We start from the raw sequence: 25,852 nt of genomic DNA on the forward strand, positions 1-25,852 counted from the left end.
CCGCCCTTTCGAATGTGAGATTGAAGGCGGGAGGAGGTTGCCGTATGCCAAAGGGAGAAGGGAAGGTTGTTTCCCAAAATAAAAAAGCAAATCACGATTATTTTATAGAAGAAACATATGAAACAGGCATCGTACTTCAAGGTACGGAAATCAAGTCCATTCGCGCCGGACGGGTGAATTTAAAGGACGCGTTCGCCAAAATTGAGCGCGGAGAAGTGTTCCTTCACAATATGCACATCAGCCCGTACGAGCAGGGGAACCGCTATAACCATGATCCGTTGCGGACGAGAAAGCTTTTGATGCACCGCAAGCAGATCAACAAATTGATCGGTTTGACGAAAGAGCAGGGATACTCGCTCGTACCGCTCAAGATTTATTTGAAGAACGGCTTCGCGAAAGTACTGCTCGGTCTCGGAAAAGGGAAGAAGAAATTCGACAAACGCGAAGACTTGAAGCGCAAAGACGCCAAACGCGAAATCGAAAGAGCGTTCCGCGATAGGCAAAAAGGCTTGATCTAAAGCCAGAACTCATGTTATCCTATATGAACGTGATCACAGACATTACCATTTGGAATTGACGCGTGATCTTGTTATAATAGTGATGCAGCCAGTTATCCGGCTTCCTTTTCATCCAAGGGGACGTTACGGATTCGACAGGGACGGATCGAGCTTGAGTTGCGAGCCGAGAGGCGATCTCGTAAAAACGCACCTAAATATAACTGGCAAATCTAACCAGAACTTAGCACTAGCTGCCTAATTAGCGCAGCGAGCTCTTGCCCGCATCGCCTATGTGCCGGTTAAGAGCCCATAACGAAGTAGGCTACGCTTGCGCTCCCGTCTGAGGGCGCAGGAAGAGACTCGTCAGACTAGCTCTCCGAGGGCCTGCCCGCAGGCACGAAGATGAGCGAAACTAAATATGCAGGGCTACGCTCGTAGACGCTGAAGCAATCGACGTTTCTGGACGTGGGTTCGACTCCCACCGTCTCCACCATACATATGATGGTGGTTTTTTTGTTTTAGTGGGGAATTTTAATGTTAATAGCAGAGGCTTGATATGGTATTTCATAATAAGCTTTGATATTTTATTACTTCTGCCTTCCATGTACCGGAGGCATTCAAAAAAAACGACCTCCATTATGAGTGGTCGTTTTTTTATGTTTAGAAATAAGGTGGAAATTGAAATATACAAAAGAGAACAAACCTCTCTTCTTAATATTGCAATTTTAATTTTTTGGCCTGTCCATATGTAGTCACAAGCTCTCTGAAAGAATCAAGTTCGTTTTCAAATGTGAAAAAACGTTTCGGTATCAAAATCAACTGGCTGCTTGACGTTTTCATGAGGATGAGACGTTTATATTCTGTTACTGCTGTCACTTCATACCATTGAAACAATGTATCGGAATTCTTAAATTGAATCTGAATCCCCTGTGGATTGATAGTGTAAGTTCTTTTGCGTTTTAACCGTTCATTTTTTCGATAGACAATTTGCACCCGGATATAAAAAAACCCAATTAAAAGTGATGTTAATATTATTGAAAGTACAATAATAAGAAGGCCATTCAACAGCAATTCGAGTGTTTCACTATGATAAACGGTAATTGGCATCTTCCCATCGACGGAAAACACCCATACAAACAATAGAAAAATAAGAATAAAATAAAGGAATGCGTATTTTTTAAGCCAATAAAGAAAGAAAGTTCTCATATCCTGTAATGTATATTCTCCCTCAAGAAAGACACTATGTTGGATCATAAGCTTACTGCACCTCAAACTTGTTTTCCTTTCATTTTAGCATAAAGTCTCATTTATTCGCAGAAATTGGCTTTTCTTTCGTTGGAGTCGGCCTGGCAGAGGCACCGTGTAATCCACTTAGGGATCGCTAAAAAAGGATCAGAGGGTATTATGTCGAACTTAGGTCGTATATACATACGAAAGAGCTGGCAAAAGGAGGTCCCCCATGCTCATCATTGAATCGCTAATAGGATACGTTTGTTTCTTTACTGTTAATGCCATTTATGATACATACATCAAAAAAGCCAAGACTCCGTTTGGGCACTTGGCTGTGGTTTCGCTTGTTCAGACCGCGATTGCATTAGGTATTTTCTTTATTTTTTCATGATCGTGAAGAGGGGTGCCGCTCTCGCTGACGGCACCCGTTTTGTTGTTTTCGGTTTATTCCTTCGGAAACTTCACTTCCGGATATGATGGATTCGGCTTGCTGATCAAGTTGCCGCCGCAAGCTTTCTCGGCATTTTTTGCTGAAACAGCATGATAAAAGACAGCAGAGTTAATAATATTTCGAAAGTTCTCATGATTTTCTCCCTTATGTAAGATGTTGGTCTTATACATAACGAATGTCTGGTTTGATTGGTTGCAAAAATATTCCTTGGGCTGCATTTAGTGTAAATAAAAAAACCGCTGGATGACCCAGCGGTTGCAGCTTATGATGTTGTGGATCGCAATAAGCTAGCTCTCCTTTATCTGTTTCACATGAGCAACAATTCTGTTTCTCTCCGTTTCTTCCAATGTGTAAATTTGCGGGGAGAGAGGTACATCAAATCCGGCGTGAGAGTGATAAAAGTCAAAGAGCAGCGTCCCGGCATGCTTTTTTTGCTGATCGGAGATAACAACCCAAAACACACGCGAGCGGCAGTTGTCAGCTCCCCATTTTTCCATGGACTGTCTAAAGTTCAAGCCTTTTCCGATAAAAAAATCGCCTTTTCCCGCATCTTGAATCGTTGTAAAGCCGGACTGTTCGAGACTTTCAAATACAGGAGGCAGCAAGTGGTCCAAGTAGACCCCGTAAGTCGCGTCTTCCAATTCGGGAAACACCTTTAAAAGCGCGTCGCGATGATCGTCAAGCGTTTGTTTCCAATTTGCGGTGATATAGTCTTGCACCTGTTCGCCAATTTCTTTGATCGACATGCCGGGTCTGAAACGAACCTTATTCATGAACAAAAACCTCCTTTTAATCACTGCAAATCCAGTATATAACATTGTTGTGAACCATTGAGTCCTGCATTGAAAAAATTCTAAAATGGATCGTCAATATAAGAGCGAACCGGACCTCTGCCGTGGATAAAGGATTTTATCAACGGCAAAAAACGAAACGGCGATCATGATTTCCGCCGACGTCGTCAGCAGAACGTCGTCCAGCAATTCGTCCGCCGTAAAAATGGCGGCCCATAAACATCCGATCGTGATCATTTCGGCGGCAAAAAACGTGATCCGCCGATTGATGCCCAGCAGCTTCATACTGTGGATGAGCAGCTTTTCAGCCGGTTCCAGGACAAAGGTCAGTGCGGAATAACATAGCGTAAACAGTAGCAGTGATCCGACTGTTTGGTAAAATGCGCCCGGCAGATGAAACAGGATCGAAATGCCGAGAAAGTGGGCGAAAAAAACGAACATAATCGATAAGCAGCAAATAATGAAATGTTTCATGTTACAACTCCTTTAAAATATGTACACAGCAGCCGAAGGCCTGCAGGATATGTCTCCTGCAAGCCTGGCTGATTACTTCTTATCAAATTTGACGACCGGATGCTTTTCTTTAGAGAGCATGTTTGTAAACTCGCTGCCGACGTCAAGGTGCTGACGGACAAGCTCTTCCGGAACGAGTGCGAGCCATTGGTTTAACGAAACGTCAGCATAGTGGTCGTCTTTGAAAATTTCGAGGAAGCGAAGCGGTTCGTCTCCTGTATTTTGGACGTAGTGTCCCATTGCAAACGGCACATAGCCGACATCTCCGGCCTGGTAATTAAATGTTCTGGCATGTCCGTCAGCCGCGAAAACCGTCATTTTCGCTTTGCCGGAAATATAGTACTGCCACTCGTCTGTATTCGGATGCCAGTGCAGCTCCCGGACGCCTCCGGGTTCGACTTCCACCAACGCCGAGGCGATCGTTTTCGACGCTTTAAAATTGGTGGAATCGGCAATCCGTACTTTGCCGCCGCTTGAGACGATCGGTTCCTGTTCAAGCAATTTGTAGCTGAAAGATTCCGGAACCGTTCCGTTCGGGCTTTCAACCTTGTCTTTCTCAAGCGAGCCCGGAACCGCTTTTTGGAAAATATATTTTTCCTCAGGCGGAAGTGATGCGACGACTTCTTTGGAGATGCCGAAGTTTGCGGCAATGACATCATCTGGTGTATGGGCTAGCCAATCTGTCACCTGGAAGGTGCTGTTTTCAGAGAAAGAGCCGTCATCGAAGACGAGCAGGAATTCGCAGCCGTCTTCAAGGCCTTGAAGCGAATGCGGAATCCCGGACGGAAAATACCATAAATCGCCCGCCTTCACATCATCAATAAAGTTTCTGCCGTCTTGGTCGACAGCTGTAATTCTTGCTGATCCATAAATTACATAAGCCCATTCGGCTTCCTTATGCCAGTGCAGTTCTCTGATGGCTCCAGGTTTCAGCCTCATGTTGACAGACGCGATATTATCGGAGATCGGCAACTCGCGGACGGTGACTTCCCGTGCGTATCCGCCCTTTTCGAGACGGTTATGGACATCGGAAAATGAAAATTTCATGTTTGGCACTGTTCCGTGATCGGTTTCAGGCGGCACAAGCATGTCCGGATTTTGCCGGTCGCGTTCGACGTTGTGCGGAATTTTCGTTTCCGCTCCTTCTTCTCCTCTGATCGGCTGCGGAATTTGTTTGTTTTTTTCCATGTGATATCCCCTCTTTCTAAAAATGTAAAGGAGAGCTGAAAGGCCTTTCGTTTTTCCCCTTCTGTCATGTTAAGTGAAAAAAGTGAGGCCGATGTCAATCATCGGTGTCATTTTTTTCTTTGATCAATTCGATCAGTTCATCGATTTTCTTTTCAAAACGCGTAAGCAGGTAAATTGCCAATACAGCTGGAAAGCCGACATTGCCGATTTGTTTCGCTGCTTCCTCAATGAATGCACTGTCCATTCTTACCACCTCCTATGTTAAGAAGTGATGAAAGTTTGAAAAATGTAAGCAAAGAACTATTTTCTCTAGATGGGAACTTATGTTTGCATGTTAATAGAAGAGATGAGTTTACTTTTTTTTCATTTCTTTCATCTAAATAAATAGGAGGCGGTTTTTATGATTGATCAAACGTTACTGCGTGCGAAAATCAAGGAGGTCACAAGGCATCCGCTTGTGAAGCATTTTTTGAGCAACCCCCGGTATGAGCGGCTTTTCAACCACGTTTTGGAACATCCGGATTCTGAAGAGGCAGAGTGTCTCGATCGTGAATTTAAGCGGTTTTACAAAAACATCCGCATGATCAAATACATCAACTCGATGATCCGGATTTTCTCCGTTGACTTTGATAAAAGAGTCCGGAAAAACCGAGAGCGTTTTCCATTGATGATCGACGACAGTCCGAATCTGCCCGAGCCGCCCCGAGGGGATCTGTTAGACGATGTCTTGGAACAGGAAGAGGATTTAAGCGAACATCTGCAAGACCCGATGCTTTATGAAGCGTTTTTGCAATTGACGGACAAGCAGAAAAAAGTACTTGCGCAAATTTATATTCATGGGGTATCCATGCAGGAAATGGCCGACTCTTTGGGAGAATCAAGGCAAAATATTTCAAGAATTCATAAAAGGGCACTCGAAAAGATAAGAGAGCTGCTGAATTCTAAAGCAGAGGGGAATGATAACAGTGAGTCTGCACGATGAAAAAGAGATCGAGAAATTGCTGGAAAATTTCACGCCGATGATCAAAAGCAAATTAAACAACACATCCTATCAAGAGAGGGAGGATCTTGAACAGGAGCTGAAGATGAAGATTTGCGAAAAAGCGGAGATGCTTTTATGTCAAGATGTGCCTGGATTTTGGGAGTTTATAACAGAATTGCTGAAAGTCCTTTAAGCTGAGCTGTTTTGCTTGCGTAAAACCGCCGGAAGTGTTAAAATTTCTAACATTTGATTAATGGAATGTTCAAGCTGCTGCATTGAAATCATGGTGATGATTTGTTTTAATATGACTGAAGGTTGACAATGTAAATGGATGAAGATTCCATTTTTGATCTTATAAAAACATGCATCAGATAGGTGGTAAGATATCATGAATAATCAATACCGAGTATTGTTGTATTATAAATATGTTCATATCGACAACTCCGAGCAATTTGCCGAAGATCACCTCAAGTTCTGCAAAGATTTGGGCCTGAAAGGGCGCATCCTAGTGGCGAGTGAAGGAATAAACGGAACCGTGTCAGGAACCGTAGAGCAGACAGACCGCTATATGAGTGAAATGAAAAGCGATCCCCGCTTTGAAGATATGGTGTTTAAAATCGATGAATCAGAAGGGCACGCTTTCAAAAAAATGCATGTCCGCCATCGCGATGAGCTGGTGACGCTCCGCCTGGAAGATGATATCGATCCGAATGAATTGACGGGAAAATACCTTGAGCCAAAAGAATTTTATGAGGCGATGCAGCGGGAGGATACGATTGTCGTCGACGCGCGGAACGACTATGAGTACGATTTGGGACACTTCCGCGGCGCGGTCAGACCGGACATTAAAGCGTTCCGCGAATTGCCTGAATGGATTCGCGATAACAAAGAACAGCTCGAAGGCAAAAAAATATTGACTTACTGCACTGGGGGAATCCGCTGCGAAAAATTTTCAGGATGGCTGAAAAAAGAAGGATTTGAAGACGTGTCCCAGCTTCACGGCGGCATTGTGACGTACGGAAAAGACCCTGAAGTTCAAGGTGAACTGTGGGACGGGCAGTGTTATGTTTTCGATGAAAGAATCAGCGTTCCGGTCAACCAAAAAGAGCACGTCATCGTCGGCAGGGATTATTTCACCGGCGAGCCTTGCGAGCGCTATGTCAACTGCGCCAACCCTGAATGCAACAAGCAGATCATCTGCTCTGAAGAAAATGAGCACCGCTATTTGCGGGGCTGCACGCACAAGTGCCGGGTTCATCCGCGCAACCTGTATGTCAAAGAGCACGGCCTTTCAGAAGAAGAGATGCAAGAGAGACTCGAAAAGCTGAAAGAAGAGGGACATGCAGCGCATTCGTAAAAGCTGTAAACAAAAGTATCATATAAAAAATCGAAGGTGCCGCGAGCATCTCTAAATGGCATTGCTCCTCCAAGGGAGTCGGCTATTGTTTTAAGGAACGCCTTGATCTGAAAAATCGGGGCGTTCCTATTTTTATTCGTAAATGAAAGCCGAGTGAAAATATAGCAACTGCCAAACAAAAGCATCAATTGATCCAGCCGCTAGTGAAAAATGCAAAACAGGCCATCAGCCATTAGTGCAAACTGCGTCATAAAATTTCCGTACTGGGGAGTGCTCATCCTTCCCCGATGAAACGGCTGAATCATCGGGAAGACACAGCATCATCCGATTTTTCCTGAATATTTGCCCGGGAACGTACCATACTAACCAATAACAATACAAAAAGGCAGGTAGCAAAAGAGATGACAAAAACCCTTTACATTACCGCTCACCCGCATGACGAAAGGGCATCATACAGCATGGCGGCGGGAAAAGCTTTTATCGAATCTTATAAAGAAGCCCATCCGGATGATGAAGTCATACACCTTGATCTTTATCGGGAAAACATTCCGCAGATTGATGCAGATGTTTTCAGCGGCTGGGGAAAATTGCAGTCCGGATCGGGCTTTGAACAGCTTTCTGAACACGAAAAAGCAAAAGTCGGCCGTTTGAATGAACTGAGCGAGCAATTTATTGCGGGAGACAAATACGTGTTTGTCACGCCGCTTTGGAATTTCTCTTTTCCGCCGGTGATGAAAGCGTACTTTGATGCGGTTGCTGTAGCGGGAAAGACGTTTAAATATACCGAACAGGGACCGATCGGGCTGTTAACCGATAAAAAAGCCCTGCACATCCAGGCGAGAGGCGGCTACTATTCAGAAGGGCAGGCTGCGGAACTTGAGATGGGGCACCGCTATATCAGCATCATGATGCAGTTTTTCGGCGTTCCGGAATTTGAAGGATTATTTATAGAAGGTCATAATGCTGAGCCGGATAAAGCTGAAGAAATTAAACGAAATGCGATTGCCCGTGCCAAAGAATTGGGCCGGACCTTTTGAAAAAACCGCGGAGGTGATCCGCGGTTTTGTTTTATTTGTTTAAGAACACCGTTTGGTTCGTTTCGCTGCTTTTTTGCGCGGCTTCGATCATCCGGATGACATCGCGTCCTTCTTCCGCCGTGACAGGCAGGCTGCCGCCTTCAAGAATGCTTGAAGCAAGCTGCTTATAATAGGTTAAGTATGAACCCGGGAGCGTTTCAACGGTTTCCTTAATGACCTCGTCGCCTTCAACTGTGGCCAGTTCCCCGTAATATTCGGGTTGATCGGCTCCCCACTCATCGCCTTCAGGTTTTTGACCCGCTCTGAGTGCATCCTCCTGGCCGTCGATACCGTATTTAATAAAGCTTCCTTTTGAGCCGTGGATTTGGTAGCGGGGACCGTTAGCCGGAACAATCGAACCCGAGTGGAGAATCACTTGGCGCTGATCATAGTGAAGGACGACATGGAAGTAATCGTCTGTTTCCGCATTGGCTCTCTGCGCGGTCACTTGAGCGGTGACGCTGTTCGGCTTGCCGAATAAATGAAGCGCCTGATCGATCAAGTGTGAACCTAAATCGTACAGTGCGCCTGAGCCCGGTCCTTTCTGCTCTCTCCAGCGCTGTCTGACATTCGGGCGGAACCGGTCGTAGGAGGCGTGGAATGTGTTGACCTCTCCGAGGCGCCCTTCTTTGATGAGCTGTTTGATCGTCAAAAAGTCGTTATCCCATCTTCGGTTGTGGTAGACGCTGAGTAGCACGTCTTTTTCTTTCGCGGCATTGATGAGCTTTTCCGCTTCTTCCGCCGTGGCCGTCATCGGCTTTTCAAGGACGACATGCTTTCCGGCGCGGATGCACTCTTTCGCCATTTCATAATGAAGGCCGCTCGGCGTCGTCACGATGACGAGATCAATGTCCGGGTCATTTGTGATGTCTTTGATCGTACTGACGGCTTCCGCTTCGGGGAGGTCCTGTTTGACTTGTTCTTTCCTCGAAGTCATCACCTTTCGAATCTCATAATCTGCTAACACCGATAATAAAGGCGCATGAAACACCGAACCTGACAAACCGTATCCTAATATCCCTGTGCGAACCTTGTTCACCAGTCATTCTCCTCTCCCATGTTTGTTTTTAATATGTAATCAACACACCTTTATTTTACCCTGTTTGCCTATTGGAACAAACCTAAAGACCTTTTCAAATCGGAAAACGGAAGATTTTATCACCATTTTGTTCATTTTAAAGGGCGTCCGGTTATCGTTAAAAACAAAAGCTGATGGGGGGATTCATACAAATGCGGCGGGAAACCCTGATTGGCTGAGGACGCACGAACCTGCCGAAAAAAACGCGGAAGCCGTTGACTTGCTGCTTGGACTGAAAAGCACGTGTTATCTCTACAAGTATGAGAGGAAGCATATGCTGCGGATCTTTTCTGCATTGATATGCTTTTTGCTTGCTTCAAATATCGTTAACTGGTAAACTATTAAATAGTTAACAGGTTAACGATAATAGAAAGGATATGATGACAGTGGAAAACAAAACGTATGAGCAGGCATTTCAAGCCGTTCAGGAATTTATTCTCAATAGAGAAAAGCGGGCTCAGCATGAACAGCAGGCGTTCGCCAAGGAAGCTTTTCAAGAAGACGACAGCATGCGGAAGCATTGGACCCTGACCCAGCTTCACATTATCTCGCTTATCAGCGAAAGCGAAGCAGACGTCAATAACGCTTTCCTGGCAGCGAAGCTTCAAATATCAAAGGCGGCAGTGACAAAAGCGGTCAATGTGCTCACAAAGCACGGGATGATCGAATCGCACAAAAAACCGAACAACAACAAAGAATTGTATTACACATTAACAGACGAGGGGAAACAACTGGCCGACGTTCATGACAGGATGCACGAAATTGCAAAGCAGCGCTACATCGAGCTGTTTGATCGGTTTTCCGAATCCGAGCTGGAAACCGTCATCCGCTTTTTAAACGAATGGTCAAAACACATTTAATCAAAAGGAGCAGCGAATGAATAAAAGTGAAGCCCAACAGTTTTTAAGCAACATGTATCAGGACATCGTGTCGGAAATGAATACTGAAAAAATTCCCGATTATTTCAGCGAGGATTATGTTCAAGTAACCGACGGCAGTCAAATTGACCTTATGCAGTTTAAAGATCACATGCGGACGCTGAAAAAGGTTGCCCGCACGATAACGGTATCGCCCTTTCATGAGTTTTTGTTTGACGAGCGCCTCGAAAGCGCAGCGGTCAGGTATACGGTCAAGGTTGTCAAAAAGAATGGAGACCGGGGGAGAATTGATATCATCGCGATATTTAAAATGAGTGGTTTTAAAATCGTACAATGCCACGAATTTTCACATGCGAGCGAAGGTAAGGAGGGGTTTGAAGAGCTGGCGAAGATCAGTGAGGCAGCAATTGAAAAAGCCTCCTCTCGGGAGGAGAAGGCTTTTTCACAAGATTAATGTTTGGCATCAAACCTGATATTGAGCGACACGGGTCCGCGTGTGTAAAGACCTGTCTCGCGGTAAACGAAATCTTCCTCCAGCTTGATATTCTCCAGCTGATCCAGGACGATATTTGCGACAAGCTCGATTTCCGTCTTCGCAAACCCCGCTCCTACACAGTTGTGGACGCCTGAACCGAATGCGAGATGCCTGGCTGCGCCGCTGAATGCGCTTTTGACTTCCAGGTCGCTGCGATGGATGTTGAACTCGTCGGGATCCTCAAACGCTTCAGGATCGCGATTTGCCGCGCCTATCATGCAAAATACAGTCGTCCCTTCTTTGAGCTCGACTCCGCCGATTTCCGCGTCTTGTGAAAGCTGGCGCGGGATAAGCTGCACCGGCGGCTTGTAGCGCAACGTCTCTGCGATGGCCTGAGGCAGGAGCGTGCGGTCTTCCAGCACGTCTTTCATTTGATCGGGATGATGAAGCAAATGATAAATCATTAATGCGAGCGTCTTGTCCGCCGGTTCCGTGGCGGCAAGCAAGATATTGAGAATCAGCGCGCGGATGTCCCGGTCAGACATCGCCACTCCCTCGTATTCGGAAGTGCAAAGGATGGATATTAAATCATGTCCGGGATTTTTGCGCCTTTCCTCGATAATCGGATTCAAATATTCAGCGAGCTGTTCACTGCATTTGAGGGAATGTTCCCGGTCCTCAGGCGCCTGATTCAAACTGGTAATGAAATCGGCGACGCCGCTGTGCCAGTTTCTCACCGTTTGGTGGTCGTTCTTGTCCAAACCTAAAATGTCCATCGTCACGCAAACGGCGAACGTTTTGCCGAAATCATTGACAAGGTCGATCCGTCCTTTCTCAAGATGAGGGGCCAAAAGCCTTTGTGCATTTTCTTTGATGAGCGGTGTGAGGTGATCAAGGGACTCCCCGATAAAACGGCGCAGAACGATTCTCCTTTTCGCCGTGTGCTCTTTGCCTTTCATTTGGGCGAGCACAGGTCCGCGCATGACGGGCTCGGCCCGTTTGGCAAGCGATTTCGTTGTAAAGACATCCTGATTCTGGAGCACGCGGCGCACATCCTGGTAGCGGCTGATAAAATAGCTGTCCAGCGACTCTTCATAATGGACGGGATCAGATTCCCGAAGGTATGAGAAATATTGATACGGATTCTCGTGATATTGTTCTGACAACACGCTGAATGTTTTTAGCGATTGATTCATACTCGTTCCTCCTGCATGCTTTTAGATTCGACACTTTCGTCCGATTCGGAAACCATAAGATATCCTTGATTCGGGCGCATTTTGACAGCAAATTCGTTACGGGAGATCCGTTCGCCGAGCCTCCATGGACGGTGGTAAGCAAGAAGCGTCTCTTCGACGCCTAAAATATCAGGGGCGGCGATGAAAAACGGAAGTTCAGCGATGACGTATTCAACAGCCAGCTCCAGCATGTCTGCGCTGACCTCCCGGACATCCATCCGAATACCCCGGGCCCGTCCGAGGATAGCCGCATGCGACATCTCCAGGCAGGCTTTCCGAAAATGCGGCTGGTCGAAAAAGGCATCTTCGACTTCCATCCGCAAACGCTGGTATGCGGTCTGGTTCGTGAAATCGGAGAATGTATGGATGGCCTCGGGGTTGCCGCCATGCGCTTCCAACGCCTTTTCAGCGAATCTCCGGTTCCGTGAGACTTCTTTCCTGACTTTCCGTTCGGCCTTCCCATTTGGGGTGCCGAGCGCTTCGAGAAGGTTGGCTGCTTCCTTTCCCGCCAAAAGCACGGATACATGTTGAAATTCACGGACGGCCCAGCCGATAAGCCGATGTATATAATCTTCGGAAAATCGGCTGTTAAACGGGCTGATGCCAACAAGAACATGGCGTCTGCGTTTTAGTATTTCATTGCAGTTTTGGGTAAGTGTTTCGGTTTTGAATGGCCGGTGTTTGCTCTCCATTATAAGCTCTGTCATTGATTTCCTCCTTAACGGACATAGAATGACTTCTTTTGCAATCAATGATGGATACGTGCGGCTTATCGAACTGGGAATAGGCTGGTTTCACTTCGGTATGAATCGAGAAGAAAACAGCGATGGTGCGGGTCATGATGAGGGGTGTAGCATTTGTTCAATCGTTAAAGCAGGGCAAGGGTTTAAGCTCAAAATCAGGCAAGGTACAGCATAAAAGTTTACTAGTAAACAATAGTCATTTTATCCCTAACTTTTCCAACTGTCAACACAATTCAAATTCAAAATATGAAAATATTCGTAACGTTTTTTTGTAAATCTAAGGAATTGTGATTAGAATAGAAAGGGTAAAACCTTTTTTAAAGGTGTTTTTCGAGTGAAGGAATCCGAAAAGTAAAAAATATGTAAATAAATTTAAAGCTCCAATAAGAAATGTTCGTTGACAATGATAAAGGGGTCATCTACAATTAATATTGTTAACTGGTAAACGATATTGATAAGATTGTTAACGAATAAACAAAAACAAGGCAGGCGGTTTGACATGAGGCCAATGAAATTAAATGCTTCTTTCATTATGTATTTTGTGTGTATCAGCGCCTTTTTCGCATCGTTGAATCAAAATATTTATTCACCCATCATTCCGTTAATCAGAGACTCGTTTCACGTTTCCGTTTCGATGGTAAACCTGTCCGTCTCGCTGTTCATCTTCATTACAGCTGTGATGCAGATCATTGTCGGCTCAATTGTTGATTTTAAAGGGGCGAGATTTGTGATGATGGCGAGCATGATCGTAACGGTTATCGCCACAATCGGCTGCGCAGCCGCCCGTGACTTTGGCCTGTTTCTTTTTTTCAGGGTGCTGCAGGCTTTGGGGACGGCTGCGCTTCCATTAATTGCGGCAACCACAATCGGATCTCTGTTCCAGGGAACGAAGCGGGGCAGTGCGATGGGGACTTATCAAATGCTGCTTTCCCTTGCGCCGGCAGCGGCGCCCATTCTCGGCGGTTTTATCGGGGAACGTTATAATTATCCGGGTATTTTTTGGTTTTTGACAGTATTGTCAGTTCTTTTGCTTTTCGGAAATGCGTTTTGCTTTCCGCAGAGCCATGCGGAAAAAAAGACCAATCTCAGCGCGGGCAGCCTGTTGTCGCATTATAAGGACATATTCAAAAACAGGACGGGAAATGCCGTTTTGGTATTAAGCTACCTTATTTTCTTTATTTATTTTTCAATGATCGTGTATTTGCCGATTTTGCTGACCGATCATTATCACCTTGATCTGCAGATCGTCGGCTTGTTGTATTTGCCGATAGCGGTCAGCACGAGTGCCGGCAGCGTGCTGTTTAAGTGGATACAAAAGAGATTATCGCTCAGACGCCTGTTTTTGATCGGCAATCTGACCGCCGCAGGGAGCGTCGTCTGCTTTGGCTTTACCCATTCGTTTTCGCTTTTCGCCATGTCGGCAGCCCTCGTTCTTTTCGGCGTCACGATGGGGCTGATTCCGCCGCTCTTCTCTACGATGATGGCGAATGAATTTGAGGAGAACCGCGGCAGTGCGATGGGCATGTTCAATTTTATCAGGTATACGGGAATGGCCTGCGGTCCCGTTATATCAGGCGTGTTATTGGGATTGTCATCTTCTGTTTTCGTTTTCGGCTGCTTCGGTATCGTCTATGCTGCGGCCGCCCTTTTGATGATCGCGGTCATGCGGAAAGCAGCTCACACAAAGACGCTGCAAGAACCAAACAAAAAAGCTGCCAGGTCTTAAAGCCGGGCAGCTTTTTGATTACAGGTCTGTTCTCCACATTTCTTCTTTTACTTGTCTTTTCTCAGACACATAGGCGAACATCGTCAGCGTCAGCCCGCACATGGTCATTAGCGCACCGCCTGTGGCAAGGTATGTGTAGGACTCTGATGCATTAAGAATAAGTCCGCCGATCCATGCCCCGAGCGCGTTGGCCAAGTTAAATGCAGCGATGCTGACAGAAGTGGCGATCGTTGTTCCGTGTTCAGACGCAGCCACGACCTTTGTTTGCAAAAGAGGCACTGTTCCGAACGCGCCGGCTCCGAATAAAAACGTCACGATGATGGCGCCGGCAGGATGTCCGCTGACAAAAGGGAAGGCCGCAAGAATCGCCATGAGCGCGATCATCACCCCGATCATGGAGCGGGTTAACAGGTGAAACGGCACCTTTCCGGCGTAGAAATTGCCGACAACCCCGCCAAATCCGTAGGCGAAAAGGGCGGCTGTAATGCCGAGACTGCCGAAACCGGCAGAATGCCGCAGCATCGGTTCAATAAACGTGTAGGCGATGAATACGCCTGAATAGCCAAAAATTGTGATAGCAAAAGAAAAAAGAACTTGCTTATTTTTAAACACATCCCATTCATGGATCAATTTAGGGACAACTTTCGGTTTTCTGTGCGGTACCGTCAGCCAAATGCCGGCGAGGCCGATCAATCCGAGGCAGACGATCATCAGAAAAACGATCCGCCAGTTGAAAAGGTCGCCTAAATAAGAACCGAACGGAACGCCGAGCATCAGGGCGATGGTTAAACCGCCGTTCATTGAAGCGGCAGCGGCGGCCCGTTTTTCGGGCGGCACCATTTCGCTGACGAACACCATCGTCGTTGCAAAAAATGCACCATGAATGGATGCTGACAGGATTCTTGAGATCAACAAAACAGTGAAGTTCGGTGCCAGGAAACTGAGCGCATTCGACAGTACAAACACACTCATCAAGCCGAGCAATACCGGTTTGCGCGGCATTTTAACCGAAAATATGGTGACGATCGGCCCCGTCAGACAGACGCTTCCCGCGTATGCCGTTACCAATAACCCGGTAGACGAAATCGGAACAGAGAGATCCTTTGAAATGGAAGTCAATATACCCATAACGACGTACTCTGTAAAGCCGATGGAAAATGTGCAAATCATAAAAATTGCGATGATCAGTTTGACTGGTGCGTGCAGTGTTTTTTTCATCCTGACCCCTCCTTTTAAAAAACATGAGTTTATATATTAAAAGATCAAAAGACGAATTTCAACCGTTTTTTGCGGATCAATATGTTCCCCAAACGTTATGTCGGCGGCACAAAAAGCGCCATCATCATGATGCCAGCGTTTTCATAAAATCTGACATTTCATTTTCAAAATCAAAGGGTAAACATTCCCGCATTCTTGACCCCGACGGCCGCCTGCTGTTGGCGGTTTTTTATTTATCGACCGATTGAACAGCTTCTATTTTAAAATGGTTTCCGAAAAAAGCGCTTACAAATAAAAACAAAATATGTTACTCTTAAAACAAACATATTCAAAAATAAACAAACAAAAACGGAGTGATACGCATGGTAAAATATTTATGGTCAGAGGCTGAGGCTGCATTGCTGCGTCCGGGTCTTGACGAACTCGTCTACCGTTCCAACCTGATCGGCTCTGACCGCTCGGTCTGCAACTGGGGCGGGGGAAACACATCGATGAAAACGACAGAAAAGGATTTCAGAGGCAGGGATATCGAGGTGATGTGGGTGAAAGGCAGCGGCTCGGACTTGGCGACGATGTCAGCGGGCCAATTTACCGGATTGAGGTTGGATGATATTCGACCGCTGATGGAACGGAGCAGCATGTCTGATGAAGAAATGACGGCATATTTGTCCCATTGCATGATGGACGGAAAGCATCCGCGGCCGTCGATCGAAACGCTTCTTCATGCTTTTTTGCCGTTTCCGCATGTCGATCACACCCACCCCGATGCGATCATCAGCATCTGCTGCGCTGATAATGGAAAAGAGATCGCAGAGGAGATATTCGACAGCCGATTTGTATGGGTGCCTTATGTCAGACCGGGCTTCACTTTATCGAAGATGATAGCAGAAGGCGTAAAAAACAACCCGAATGCAGAGCTTGTTTTAATGGAGAAGCACGGGCTCGTCACGTGGGGGGAAACGGCGAAAGCAAGCTATGATCAGACGATTGCCGTGATTCGCGAAGCGGAAGCATACATTAAAAGCCGTTCGGAAGATCATCAGGCGTTTGGCGGACAGATGGTCGAGCCGCTTGCACCGGAGGAGCGGAAACGGATTTTAGCCGATATCTTGCCGGTTATCCGCGGCGCTGTCAGCGGAGAAAAACGCATGCTGCTCACCTGGTGCGATGCAGACGATGTGCTCGAATTCGCGAACAGCAGGCGCGCTCCGTCGCTTTCACAGGTCGGCGCCGCTTGTCCGGATCACCTCGTTCATACAAAGCGGGTGCCTGCCTATATTCCGTGGAATCCCGCTGAACAGGACACAGAAGAGCTGGCCGGACGGATCAAAACCGAGATTGCTGGATTTAAAGAGTCGTATGCAGCCTATTTTCAACGAAACCGGCATGAAGGAGACGAGATGTTTGAACCGGCCCCGCGCGTGATACTGATCCCTGGAATCGGCATGGTGGCAGCAGGAAAAAGCCTGGCGATGGCGAAGGTCAGCCGAGATTTATATCGCCGGGCAATTGCTGTTATGAAGGGAACGGAAGTCCTTGGAAACTTTGTATCTCTCAATGAGGAAGAATCCTACAATGTTGAATATTGGCCGCTTGAGCTTTATAAATTAACGCTTGCTCCGCCGGAAGCCGAGTTTTCCCGCAAGATCGCATTTGTGACGGGGGGAGCGGGCGGAATCGGCAGCGAGACCTGCCGCCGCCTTGCTTCAGAAGGTGCGCATGTTGTGGTCGCTGACATTAATATGGAAGGTGCAGAAAAAACAGCTGCCGAGATTAATAAACAATACGGTGCAGAACGAGCTTTCGCCGTCCGCATGGATGTGACGAAAGAAGAGGATGTTCAGGCGGCCTTCGAGGAAATCGCCCTTAAATATGGCGGGAATGACATCCTCGTCAACAATGCGGGGCTTGCGACATCCAGCCCGCTTGATGAAACGACGCTCGAAGAATGGAATCTGAATATGAATGTACTCGGAACAGGATATTTCCTCGTCGCCAGAGAAGCTTTTAAGCAAATGAAAAAACAGGGGTCAGGCGGCAGCATGGTGTTTGTCGGCTCGAAAAATTCCGTCTATGCAGGCAAAAACGCTTCAGCATACAGCTCTGCAAAAGCGCTTGAGGTTCATTTGGCGAGATGCATCGCCGCTGAAGGCGGACCGTACGGAATCCGTGCGAATTCAGTTCTTCCGGATGCGGTGCTTCAAGGGTCGGCCATCTGGGACTCCAAGTGGCGCGAAGAAAGAGCCACCGCCTATGGGATTGAACCCGACCGGCTTGAAGAGCATTACCGCAAACGTACGGCTCTTTCCGTCAACATTTATCCGGCTGACATTGCCGAGGCGATCGCTTATTTTGCTTCAGAAAAAACGGCAAAAACGACGGGATGCATGCTGACGGTTGACGGGGGAGTGCCGGCCGCATTTTCAAGGTAATTGGAAAGGAGCGGCTTCGGCTGCCCTTTAAGAAAACAAAGGGGGAAAAGGGAGATGAAGGGCGAGACCCATTGGATCATACCGGACGGTTTTATTCCTCCGGAAAGTTCCGGAAGCTTAACGAGCCATGAAGCCATTTGTGTTTTAAATTGCCATGAAGAAGACGCAAACCTTGCGATCACAGTATACTTCGAAGACCGTCCGCCGCTCGAAGGTATATCCGAGACGGTTCATGGCAAGAGAACGAAGCATATTCGCACAAGTTCTTTGCACAGATCAGGAGAACGCATTCCTGAAAATGTTCCTTATGCGATCGAGATCGCAAGCGATGTACCTGTGATCGTCCAGTACAGCCGGCTGGACACAACCCAGCCGGAACTTGCGTTAATGTCAACCATGGCATATCCGTTAAAAACAAGGGGGATGGGCGTACATGATGAATGACCGGGCCTACGCTTTATTGGAAGAACAACAGAAAGACAGGGGAATCAGCCTTTCTGAAGCAAAGGAAAAATTGAAAGCGCTTAAAATTGAGACACCTTCATGGGGATACGGGGACTCGGGCACGCGCTTCAAAGTGTTTCAGCAAGAGGGCGTACCAAGGGATCCGTTTGAAAAAGTGGAAGATGCATCAGTCGTTCACAAATTAACCGGAACCTGTCCTTCCGTCGCCATCCATATTCCGTGGGATCAAGTTGATGATTACGGAAAGCTGAAAACGCACGCCGAGGAGCTTGGCCTTGCCATCGGCGCCGTGAATCCGAACTTGTTCCAGGACGATGACTACAAACTCGGAAGCGTCACAAACGTTAAAGCAGACATTCGCCAAAAAGCGACTGAGCAATTGCTCGAATGCGTCGATATTGCAAAACAAACAGGCTCCAAGGAAATCAGCCTCTGGCTTGCCGACGGAACCAACTATCCCGGTCAGGGCGACATCAGAAAACGGAAAAATTGGATGTATGAGTGTCTGGTTGAAGTATACGAAGCTCTTGACGATGATATGCGGCTCTTGATTGAATACAAGTTTTTTGAACCGGCTTTTTATCATACTGACCTGGCGGATTGGGGGATGGCTTACAATTTGGCGCAAAAGCTCGGGCCGAAGGCCGAGGTGCTTGTCGACACCGGCCACCATGCCCAGGGGACGAACATCGAGCACATTGTCGCTTATTTGCTTGACGAAAAACGTCTCGGAGGCTTTCATTTCAACAGCCGCAAATACGCTGATGACGATTTGATCGCTGGCGCGCACAACCCGTACGAACTGTTTCTCATTTTTTATCAAATTTTGGATGCCTGCCGCGATTCTGACCCGAACGTCCGGAAAACGGCCGAACATATTTCGTATATGCTTGATCAATGCCATAATCTCGAACCGAAAATTCCGGCTGTGCTGCGCTCGGTTATGAATGTGCAGACTCAATTTGCAAAAGCGCTTTTGATCAACTTCGATGAAGTGAAGAAAGCGCAGGAAGATCATGACGTGCTTGCCGCAGAGGCTGCGATCCGCGAAGCATTTGAAATCGACGTCAAACCGCTCCTTTACGCCGTGCGGGAGGAAATGAACGTTCCGCCTGATCCGCTCAAGGCTTATGCGGAAAGCGGGTATGCGGAAAAAATCATGGCGCGCGGCAAAGGCGGTGCGAGCTGGTGACAATTCTCGCTTTTGATCTTGGTGCGTCGAGCGGCAGAGCTTATGCAGGTCATGTGGACGGCGGTCTGATCAAAGCCGAGGAAATTCACCGTTTTCCAAATCAGCCCGTTCAGGCGGGAAAACACCTTTATTGGGACATTCTCAGGCTGTATCATGAAATCAAACAGGGCATTTTAAAGGCGAAAAACGGCTGCGGACGAATCAGCTGCATCGGAATTGATTCATGGGCGGTTGATGTCGGTTTTCTCGATCGGAATGGAGAGCTGATGGGGAACCCTTATCATTACCGCGACCCTTACACGGATGGAATGATGAGGGAGGTGTTGAATGAAATCGGAAAAGAAGAGCTGTTTTCCAGAACCGGTATTCAGCTTTTGCCGTTCAACACCATCTTTCAGCTTCGGGCGCTGAAAAAAGCGAATTCACCGCTGTTGGAACACGCGGAAACGCTTTTAATGATTCCTGATTTGCTGCGCTATTTTTTAACGGGTGAGAAAAAAAGCGAATTTACAAATGCGACGACAACTCAGCTGTTCAACCCGAAAACGTCTGACTGGGATTGGGGGCTCATCAGCCTTCTGGGGCTCCCGGCCTCGATTTTTCCAAAGGATATAGCAAAACCCGGAAGCGAAGCGGGGAGGTTGTCACAATCAGTGTGCAGCGAATTGTCGGTGCCTGCCGTACCGGTCATTGCCGTCGGCGAACATGACACGGCTTCTGCAGTTGTCGGCGTTCCCGCTGAAACGGATGACTTTGTATATTTGATTTGCGGCACTTGGTCGCTGATCGGAACCGAACTTGACACTCCGCTGATGACAAAGCAGGCGCTCGATTGGAATTTTACAAATGAGGGCGGTGCTGGCGGCACATTCCGTTTTTTAAAAAACATTATGGGATTGTGGCTGTTCCAGCGCTGCCATGCGGATTGGGAAAAAGATGGGATCAGTTATTCGAGCGCCGAGCTTGTCAAACTTGCCGGACAGTCAGAAGCATTCAGGTCGGCGGTTGACCCGGATGACCCGGTGTTTCTCAATCCCGTGCATATGCCTGAGGCGATCAGGGAGTACTGCCGTGCAACAGGGCAGCACGTGCCGGAAACGCCCGGACAGATCATCCGCTGCGTGCTTGAAAGCCTTGCATTTAAATACCGGTTCACGCTTGAACGGATTGAAACATTGACAGGAAAAAAATATGACGGACTTCACATGGCGGGCGGAGGGATTCGAAATGAACTGCTCTGCCAATACACAGCGAATGTACTGGCCAGAAATGTATGGGCCGGACCGGCAGAAGCAAGCGCCATCGGCAACATTGCCGTACAGGCCATCGCGCTCGATATGTTTTGGGATATTCAGAGCGCCCGGAAAGCGATCAAGGCTTCCTTTCCTCAAAAAACGTATGTACCGGAAGATACAGAAGCGTGGGAGACGGCATACCGCCGCTTTACAAGTCAGATTCTCGGCGCCGCTTCCCGCTGAAAACATTTCCTGTATCGGCGCTGATGCGCTATCATGAAAGTAACAGTGACTTTTACCAAAAAAGGAAGGAAGTAAACGGATGCTTGTAGCTGAAAGACACCAAAAAATCGTCGAGCTTGTCAATCTGCGCTCGAGCGTACGCGTCACAGAACTGAGCGAGCTTTTTTCCGTCACGGAAGAAACGATCAGGCGCGATTTGGAAAAGCTTGAGAAGGAAAATAAGCTGAAAAGAAGCCATGGCGGCGCAGTCAGCGTGCAGACTGAAGAAGCAGAAGTGCATTTTCGCGAGCGCGAAATTACAAACGTAAACGAAAAAAAGATGATTGCATTTGAAGCCGTCAAGCACGTGAAAAGCGGGGAACGGATTATTCTTGATGCGAGCACGACGGCATGGTACATGGCAAAAGCGCTTGAAAATATCCCGCTGACCGTCATCACGAATTCAGTCAGAGTCGCAATTGAACTCAGCAAAAAAGAAAAGGTGACGGTCATTTCAACCGGCGGGATGCTGCTGTCGCAGTCGATGTCATATGTCGGCCCTTTGGCTGAGCGCTCCCTTGACATGTATCACGTCAACAAAACATTTCTGTCTTGCAAAGGCGTCGACCCTGCGAGCGGCTTGAGCGATTCAAACGAAATGCAGGCGCTGTTGAAAAAACGAATGATCGAGATTGCGGACGAAACGATTTTGATGGCGGACAGCAGCAAATTCGGAACCCGTGCTTTCTCGCAAATCGACCACCTTCATGACCGATACAGGGTCATCACAGATTCAGGGATTGACAAAGCAAACCTTGCCCTCTTGAAAGACATAACAGAGAACATCACGATCGTCGGCTGAAAACAAGCTTCTCAAGCACTTGATTTTAAAATCAGGCGCAAATGGGATAAAATAGAAGAGTAAAAAAGGAAAGGAGATGTTTTTGATGGCGAAAAAGATTTTGATCGTAACGGGCGACGCAGTTGAAGCGCTGGAAGTGTATTATCCTTATTACCGCTGTCTTGAAGAGGGCTATGAAACGACGATTGCTGCACCGAAAAAGAAAAAGATTCATACGGTTGTTCATGACTTCCTGGATTGGGATACATACACCGAGAAGCCGGGCTATTTAATTGACGCGCATGCTTCATTTGATGAGATTGATCCGTCCGAATACGACGGCATCATCATTCCGGGCGGACGCGCACCGGAATTTATCCGAATGTACGATTCCCTGCTGAAAATCGTTGCTCATTTCTTTGAGGAAAATAAACCGGTCGGCGCGATTTGTCACGCCAGCATGATTTTCACAAGCCTGAGAGAACATCTGAAAGGTCGGGAGCTGACGGCTTACATCGCCTGCAAACCGGAAGTCGAAGCTGCGGGCGCGACTTATGTTGAGGAGAAGCTTCATGTGGACGCCAACCTGGTCTCAGGTCATGACTGGTCCAATCTGCCGGAGTTTATGAGAGAGTTTTTTAAAGCGTTAAACAAATAATATGCAGGGATGACCCCGCAGTCCGGGGTTGTCTCTTTTTTTAGACATGTTCCGCTTCGCATTTTATAATGGTACAAACGGGTATCTTGGACAAAATATAATGGAAAGAGAGGTGCTCCGATGTCAGCAGATCATCATGAACACACGTTAAATCCCAAAAGCTCTAAAGGAAAAGAACAAATCACAAACCGCTTAAAGCGGATTGAAGGACAGGTCAGAGGCATTCAAAATATGATTGAAAATGACCGCTATTGCGTCGATATTCTCGTTCAAATCTCAGCTGTGCAAGCCGCAATGCAAAAGGTGGCTTTCAGCCTGCTTGAAGATCATACCCACCATTGCGTTGCCAACGCGATTAAAAGCGGTGAAGGCGCAGAGGCCATCGAGGAACTGCTTGATGTGTTTAAAAGGTTTTCAAAATCATGAACGAAAAAAGAGAAACTCGTTTTCTTGAAATACCCTACAGGGGTATGGTAATATAAAACCGATTGATATCATCAAACCACAGGAGGTTTTCAATATGGAACAAAAAACACTGAAAGTCGAAGGGATGTCTTGCAACCACTGTGTTCAGGCAGTAGAAGGAAACGTCGGAAAGCTTGGCGGAGTAGAGTCCGTTAAAGTGAATTTAAACGAGGGCAAGGTCGACGTTTCGTTTGATTCAGGCAAAGTATCGCTGAAGGAGATCATCGATACGATCGAAGATCAGGGGTATGATGTCGCAGTTTAATGTATACCTATAAGGGGTATATAAGGAGTGGAACGATATGGACGGACAAAAAGAAGCCACCCTCCAAATCTCTGGTATGACCTGCGCCGCCTGTGCGGCGCGGATCGAGAAAGGGTTGAAAAGGCTTGACGGCGTTCAGGACGCAAATGTGAACTTGGCGCTGGAAAAATCAAAAATTGTTTATGATCCGGGGCAAATCGAAGTCGGACAGCTGGCTGAGAAAGTCGAATCTCTCGGCTATCAAGTTCCTGCGGAAAAAGCCGAATTTGCGGTTTCCGGTATGACGTGCGCGGCTTGCGCCAACCGGGTTGAAAAGCGCCTCAACAAGCTGCCGGGCGTCAAAAACGCCGCCGTCAACTTTGCCATTGAGACTGCGGCAGTCGACTATCATGCCGGTGCGGTTTCGCCGGAGGAGATGATCGAAGCCGTTGAAAAGCTCGGCTACAAGCTTGAGCTGAAAAAAGACCGAACTGCGGACGGTCGGGTGGAACAAAGAGAAAAAGATATTCAGCGTCAAACCGGCAAATTTATTTTTTCAGCCATTTTGTCTTTTCCGCTGCTCTGGGCAATGGTCAGCCATTTCAAATTCACGTCATTTATATGGCTGCCGGGGATGTTCATGGATCCCTGGGTTCAGTTCGCGTTGGCGACACCGGTTCAGTTTATCGTCGGGAAGCAGTTTTACACGGGGGCTTATAAAGCGCTTCGGAACAAGAGCGCCAACATGGATGTGCTGGTCGCTCTCGGCACGTCTGCCGCCTATTTCTACAGCTTGTATTTAAGCATTGAAAGCCTCGGCACGAACCGGCATCCGGACGGCCTTTACTATGAAACAAGCGCCATCCTCTTAACTTTGATCATTTTAGGAAAGCTGTTTGAAGCGAAAGCGAAAGGGCGTTCATCCGAAGCGATCAAAAAGCTGATGGGGCTGCAGGCCAAGACAGCGACCGTCGTCAGGAACGGCGAGGAGATGACCGTACCGATTGAAAACGTTTTGGCAGGTGACATCATGTACGTGAAGCCCGGTGAAAAAGTACCGGCAGACGGAGAGATTGTCGAAGGGCGTTCAGCGCTGGATGAATCGATGATCACCGGTGAAAGCATTCCTGTTGACAAAACGGTTGGAGATCCGGTTATCGGCGCTACAATCAATAAAAATGGATTTTTAAAAGTAAGAGCAGAAAAAGTAGGCAAAGATACTGCGCTGGCGCAGATTATAAAAGTCGTGGAAGAGGCGCAAGGTTCAAAGGCGCCGATTCAGCGGCTCGCAGACCGGATTTCCGGGGTTTTTGTGCCGATTGTCGTGGCCATCGCGGTCATCACATTTTTCGTCTGGTATTTGGCGGTTAGCCCCGGCGAATTCGGCACGGCGCTGGAAAAGCTGATTGCGGTGCTTGTGATCGCATGTCCGTGCGCGCTCGGTTTGGCAACGCCGACATCGATCATGGCCGGATCGGGCCGTGCGGCTGAATTCGGAATTTTATTCAAAGGCGGCGAACATTTGGAGACGGCTCACCGCTTGGAGACGATTGTGCTTGATAAGACGGGGACGGTCACAAATGGAAAGCCCCAGCTCACAGATGTACGCCCTGAACCGTGGATCGATGAAACATCGTTTCTCAAGCTTATCGGTGCTGCAGAAAAAAGCTCTGAACATCCGCTTGCTGAAGCCATTGTCGAAGGCGTCAAAAAGAACGGGATAGAACCTGCCTCAGCAGACAGCTTTGAAGCGATACCCGGCTATGGTATCGAAGCCGCAGTCAACGAAAAACGGATTTTGATCGGTACAAGACGGCTGATGGAAAGCCGTGATATTGACATTCGAGAGGCTCACAAAGAAATGGAAGAGCTCGAAATGCAAGGAAAGACGGCGATGCTTGCCGCCATCGACGGTCGGTTTGCCGGGCTGGTCGCCGTCGCCGATACGATTAAAGACACGTCGAAGAGAGCAGTGAAAAGGCTGCATGATATGGGACTGGAAGTCGTCATGATCACCGGGGACAACCGGCGGACGGCAGAAGCGATTGCTGCAGAAGCCGGCATTCAGCACGTTATCGCCGAAGTTTTGCCTGAAGGAAAAGCAGATGAAGTGAAGAAAATCCAAGGAGAAGGCAAAAAAGTCGCGATGGTCGGCGACGGCATCAACGATGCGCCGGCACTGGCGGCGGCCGATACCGGAATGGCGATCGGAACGGGGACTGATGTCGCCATGGAAGCCGCTGACGTCACCTTGATCCGCGGCGATTTAAACAGCATCGCCGATGCGATCCTCATGAGCAGACTGACCATCAAAAACATTAAACAAAACCTATTCTGGGCGTTTGCCTACAACAGTATCGGCATTCCGTTCGCGGCCGTCGGGCTTTTGGCCCCGTGGATCGCAGGGGCCGCGATGGCATTCAGTTCAGTTTCAGTTGTTCTGAATGCACTCAGGCTGCAAAAGGTGAAGCTTGATTGGAGGAATCCGTCTTGAAGGATAAAACAGTGCTCGTTTGGACGGTTTCGGCGGTTGTGTATGTAGGAATCGTTATGCTCGTATACAGCATATTGGCCGGTCAGGAACCGATACCCGATGAAAAGCCTCATGACGGTCATGTTTTAGAAGAGCATAGCAAATGATTTGCTGAAGCCGGATGTTA

Annotated in this window: 29 protein-coding genes and 1 other RNA gene; 21 read left to right on the forward strand and 9 right to left on the reverse strand. The window is 47.7% G+C overall.

Features of this window, described 5'->3' with window-relative positions:
- Window positions 1-44: 44 nt before the first annotated feature.
- Both smpB and ssrA read left to right on the forward strand, forming a co-directional pair.
- The gene (gene smpB, locus BTA31_RS02850) at window positions 45-518 is read left to right on the forward strand and encodes an SsrA-binding protein SmpB (protein ID WP_009329604.1); all 474 of its coding nucleotides are present in this window, start codon (window positions 45-47) and stop codon (window positions 516-518) included.
- A 116-nt stretch (window positions 519-634) separates the two neighbouring features.
- Window positions 635-990: a transfer-messenger RNA gene (gene ssrA, locus BTA31_RS02855) on the forward strand.
- 218 nt (window positions 991-1,208) lie between these two features.
- Here ssrA and BTA31_RS02860 read toward each other — a convergent pair.
- Window positions 1,209-1,751 (reverse strand): YcxB family protein, encoded by a 543-nt coding sequence (locus tag BTA31_RS02860; protein WP_076788811.1) that lies wholly within the window; start codon window positions 1,749-1,751, stop codon window positions 1,209-1,211.
- Window positions 1,752-1,956: 205 nt separating this feature from the next.
- Between BTA31_RS02860 and BTA31_RS22820 the strand changes: the two genes are divergently transcribed.
- Entirely contained in the window at window positions 1,957-2,118 is a 162-nt protein-coding gene (locus BTA31_RS22820) for a hypothetical protein (protein WP_158039097.1), read from the forward strand.
- Between the two features lie 347 nt (window positions 2,119-2,465).
- On the opposite strand, the gene BTA31_RS02865 is transcribed toward BTA31_RS22820, so the two are convergent.
- From BTA31_RS02865 to BTA31_RS02880, 4 genes are all read right to left on the reverse strand, one after another.
- A complete protein-coding gene (locus tag BTA31_RS02865; protein WP_076788812.1) occupies window positions 2,466-2,951 on the reverse strand; it encodes a DUF6022 family protein in 486 nt (161 codons plus the stop codon).
- Window positions 2,952-3,044: 93 nt separating this feature from the next.
- Complete coding sequence (locus BTA31_RS02870) at window positions 3,045-3,443, reverse strand: YrvL family regulatory protein (protein WP_076788813.1); 399 nt, start codon at window positions 3,441-3,443, stop codon at window positions 3,045-3,047.
- Window positions 3,444-3,515: 72 nt separating this feature from the next.
- Window positions 3,516-4,670 (reverse strand): oxalate decarboxylase family bicupin, encoded by a 1,155-nt coding sequence (locus BTA31_RS02875; RefSeq protein ID WP_076788814.1) that lies wholly within the window; start codon window positions 4,668-4,670, stop codon window positions 3,516-3,518.
- Between the two features lie 94 nt (window positions 4,671-4,764).
- The gene (locus tag BTA31_RS02880; protein ID WP_076788815.1) at window positions 4,765-4,914 is read right to left on the reverse strand and encodes a YvrJ family protein; all 150 of its coding nucleotides are present in this window, start codon (window positions 4,912-4,914) and stop codon (window positions 4,765-4,767) included.
- A gap of 156 nt (window positions 4,915-5,070) precedes the next feature.
- Between BTA31_RS02880 and BTA31_RS02885 the strand changes: the two genes are divergently transcribed.
- From BTA31_RS02885 to BTA31_RS02900, 4 genes are all read left to right on the forward strand, one after another.
- The gene (locus tag BTA31_RS02885; protein WP_076788816.1) at window positions 5,071-5,652 is read left to right on the forward strand and encodes a sigma-70 family RNA polymerase sigma factor; all 582 of its coding nucleotides are present in this window, start codon (window positions 5,071-5,073) and stop codon (window positions 5,650-5,652) included.
- Window positions 5,627-5,845, forward strand: coding sequence for a sigma-O factor regulator RsoA (gene rsoA, locus BTA31_RS02890; protein WP_162274283.1), 219 nt, complete (start codon window positions 5,627-5,629; stop codon window positions 5,843-5,845). The genes BTA31_RS02885 and rsoA overlap by 26 nt, the downstream gene beginning before the upstream one ends.
- Before the next feature lie 195 nt (window positions 5,846-6,040).
- Window positions 6,041-7,009, forward strand: a complete 969-nt coding sequence (gene trhO, locus BTA31_RS02895; protein WP_076788817.1) for an oxygen-dependent tRNA uridine(34) hydroxylase TrhO — start codon at window positions 6,041-6,043, stop codon at window positions 7,007-7,009.
- 401 nt (window positions 7,010-7,410) lie between these two features.
- Window positions 7,411-8,046, forward strand: coding sequence for an FMN-dependent NADH-azoreductase (locus BTA31_RS02900; RefSeq protein ID WP_043925562.1), 636 nt, complete (start codon window positions 7,411-7,413; stop codon window positions 8,044-8,046).
- Window positions 8,047-8,077: 31 nt separating this feature from the next.
- On the opposite strand, the gene BTA31_RS02905 is transcribed toward BTA31_RS02900, so the two are convergent.
- Window positions 8,078-9,127, reverse strand: a complete 1,050-nt coding sequence (locus BTA31_RS02905; RefSeq protein ID WP_076788818.1) for an oxidoreductase — start codon at window positions 9,125-9,127, stop codon at window positions 8,078-8,080.
- A gap of 124 nt (window positions 9,128-9,251) precedes the next feature.
- On the opposite strand from BTA31_RS02905, the gene BTA31_RS02910 reads away from it, so the two are divergent.
- The 3 genes from BTA31_RS02910 to BTA31_RS02920 are packed head-to-tail and all read left to right on the forward strand — an operon-like array spanning window position 9,252 to window position 10,495.
- On the forward strand, window positions 9,252-9,500 hold the full coding sequence (locus tag BTA31_RS02910) for a hypothetical protein (RefSeq protein ID WP_094777398.1): 249 nt from the start codon (window positions 9,252-9,254) through the stop codon (window positions 9,498-9,500).
- Between the two features lie 43 nt (window positions 9,501-9,543).
- Window positions 9,544-10,023: a MarR family transcriptional regulator gene (locus BTA31_RS02915; RefSeq protein ID WP_239693124.1), complete on the forward strand. Its 480-nt coding sequence runs from the start codon at window positions 9,544-9,546 to the stop codon at window positions 10,021-10,023.
- A 16-nt stretch (window positions 10,024-10,039) separates the two neighbouring features.
- Window positions 10,040-10,495 carry a nuclear transport factor 2 family protein gene (locus tag BTA31_RS02920; protein ID WP_076788821.1) on the forward strand — a complete coding sequence of 152 codons (456 nt, stop codon included), beginning with the start codon at window positions 10,040-10,042 and terminating at the stop codon, window positions 10,493-10,495.
- Here BTA31_RS02920 and BTA31_RS02925 read toward each other — a convergent pair.
- Window positions 10,492-11,712 (reverse strand): pulcherriminic acid synthase, encoded by a 1,221-nt coding sequence (locus BTA31_RS02925; RefSeq protein WP_076788822.1) that lies wholly within the window; start codon window positions 11,710-11,712, stop codon window positions 10,492-10,494. The two genes, BTA31_RS02920 and BTA31_RS02925, sit on opposite strands and share 4 nt — an antisense overlap.
- The gene (locus BTA31_RS02930; protein ID WP_076788823.1) at window positions 11,709-12,458 is read right to left on the reverse strand and encodes a tRNA-dependent cyclodipeptide synthase; all 750 of its coding nucleotides are present in this window, start codon (window positions 12,456-12,458) and stop codon (window positions 11,709-11,711) included. Before BTA31_RS02930 ends, BTA31_RS02925 begins: the two co-directional genes overlap by 4 nt.
- A gap of 535 nt (window positions 12,459-12,993) precedes the next feature.
- Here BTA31_RS02930 and BTA31_RS02935 point away from each other — a divergent pair.
- Entirely contained in the window at window positions 12,994-14,220 is a 1,227-nt protein-coding gene (locus BTA31_RS02935; protein WP_076788824.1) for an MFS transporter, read from the forward strand.
- A gap of 18 nt (window positions 14,221-14,238) precedes the next feature.
- On the opposite strand, the gene BTA31_RS02940 is transcribed toward BTA31_RS02935, so the two are convergent.
- Complete coding sequence (locus tag BTA31_RS02940; protein WP_076788825.1) at window positions 14,239-15,438, reverse strand: MFS transporter; 1,200 nt, start codon at window positions 15,436-15,438, stop codon at window positions 14,239-14,241.
- A 362-nt stretch (window positions 15,439-15,800) separates the two neighbouring features.
- Between BTA31_RS02940 and BTA31_RS02950 the strand changes: the two genes are divergently transcribed.
- The 10 genes from BTA31_RS02950 to BTA31_RS22950 all read left to right on the forward strand — a co-directional run bounded on the left by BTA31_RS02950 (window position 15,801) and on the right by BTA31_RS22950 (window position 25,832).
- Entirely contained in the window at window positions 15,801-17,870 is a 2,070-nt protein-coding gene (locus BTA31_RS02950; protein ID WP_076788827.1) for a bifunctional aldolase/short-chain dehydrogenase, read from the forward strand.
- Between the two features lie 54 nt (window positions 17,871-17,924).
- Window positions 17,925-18,314: a sensory rhodopsin transducer gene (locus BTA31_RS02955; RefSeq protein WP_076788828.1), complete on the forward strand. Its 390-nt coding sequence runs from the start codon at window positions 17,925-17,927 to the stop codon at window positions 18,312-18,314.
- On the forward strand, window positions 18,307-19,527 hold the full coding sequence (rhaI, locus tag BTA31_RS02960; protein ID WP_193427204.1) for an L-rhamnose isomerase: 1,221 nt from the start codon (window positions 18,307-18,309) through the stop codon (window positions 19,525-19,527). Before BTA31_RS02955 ends, rhaI begins: the two co-directional genes overlap by 8 nt.
- Window positions 19,524-21,005: a rhamnulokinase gene (locus tag BTA31_RS02965; protein WP_076788830.1), complete on the forward strand. Its 1,482-nt coding sequence runs from the start codon at window positions 19,524-19,526 to the stop codon at window positions 21,003-21,005. The genes rhaI and BTA31_RS02965 overlap by 4 nt, the downstream gene beginning before the upstream one ends.
- Window positions 21,006-21,084: 79 nt before the next feature.
- Window positions 21,085-21,846, forward strand: a complete 762-nt coding sequence (locus BTA31_RS02970; protein WP_076788831.1) for a DeoR/GlpR family DNA-binding transcription regulator — start codon at window positions 21,085-21,087, stop codon at window positions 21,844-21,846.
- An 85-nt stretch (window positions 21,847-21,931) separates the two neighbouring features.
- Window positions 21,932-22,483, forward strand: coding sequence for a DJ-1/PfpI family protein (locus BTA31_RS02975; protein ID WP_076788832.1), 552 nt, complete (start codon window positions 21,932-21,934; stop codon window positions 22,481-22,483).
- Between the two features lie 120 nt (window positions 22,484-22,603).
- Window positions 22,604-22,909, forward strand: coding sequence for a copper-sensing transcriptional repressor CsoR (gene csoR / locus BTA31_RS02980; RefSeq protein WP_076788833.1), 306 nt, complete (start codon window positions 22,604-22,606; stop codon window positions 22,907-22,909).
- Between the two features lie 94 nt (window positions 22,910-23,003).
- Complete coding sequence (gene copZ / locus BTA31_RS02985; protein WP_076788834.1) at window positions 23,004-23,213, forward strand: copper chaperone CopZ; 210 nt, start codon at window positions 23,004-23,006, stop codon at window positions 23,211-23,213.
- A gap of 37 nt (window positions 23,214-23,250) precedes the next feature.
- A complete protein-coding gene (locus BTA31_RS02990) occupies window positions 23,251-25,686 on the forward strand; it encodes a heavy metal translocating P-type ATPase (RefSeq protein WP_076788835.1) in 2,436 nt (811 codons plus the stop codon).
- Window positions 25,683-25,832: a hypothetical protein gene (locus BTA31_RS22950; protein WP_167370604.1), complete on the forward strand. Its 150-nt coding sequence runs from the start codon at window positions 25,683-25,685 to the stop codon at window positions 25,830-25,832. The genes BTA31_RS02990 and BTA31_RS22950 overlap by 4 nt, the downstream gene beginning before the upstream one ends.
- Window positions 25,833-25,852: the final 20 nt, after the last annotated feature.

It is taken from the genome of Bacillus haynesii (genome assembly GCF_001969855.1).
Lineage (GTDB): Bacteria > Bacillota > Bacilli > Bacillales > Bacillaceae > Bacillus > Bacillus haynesii.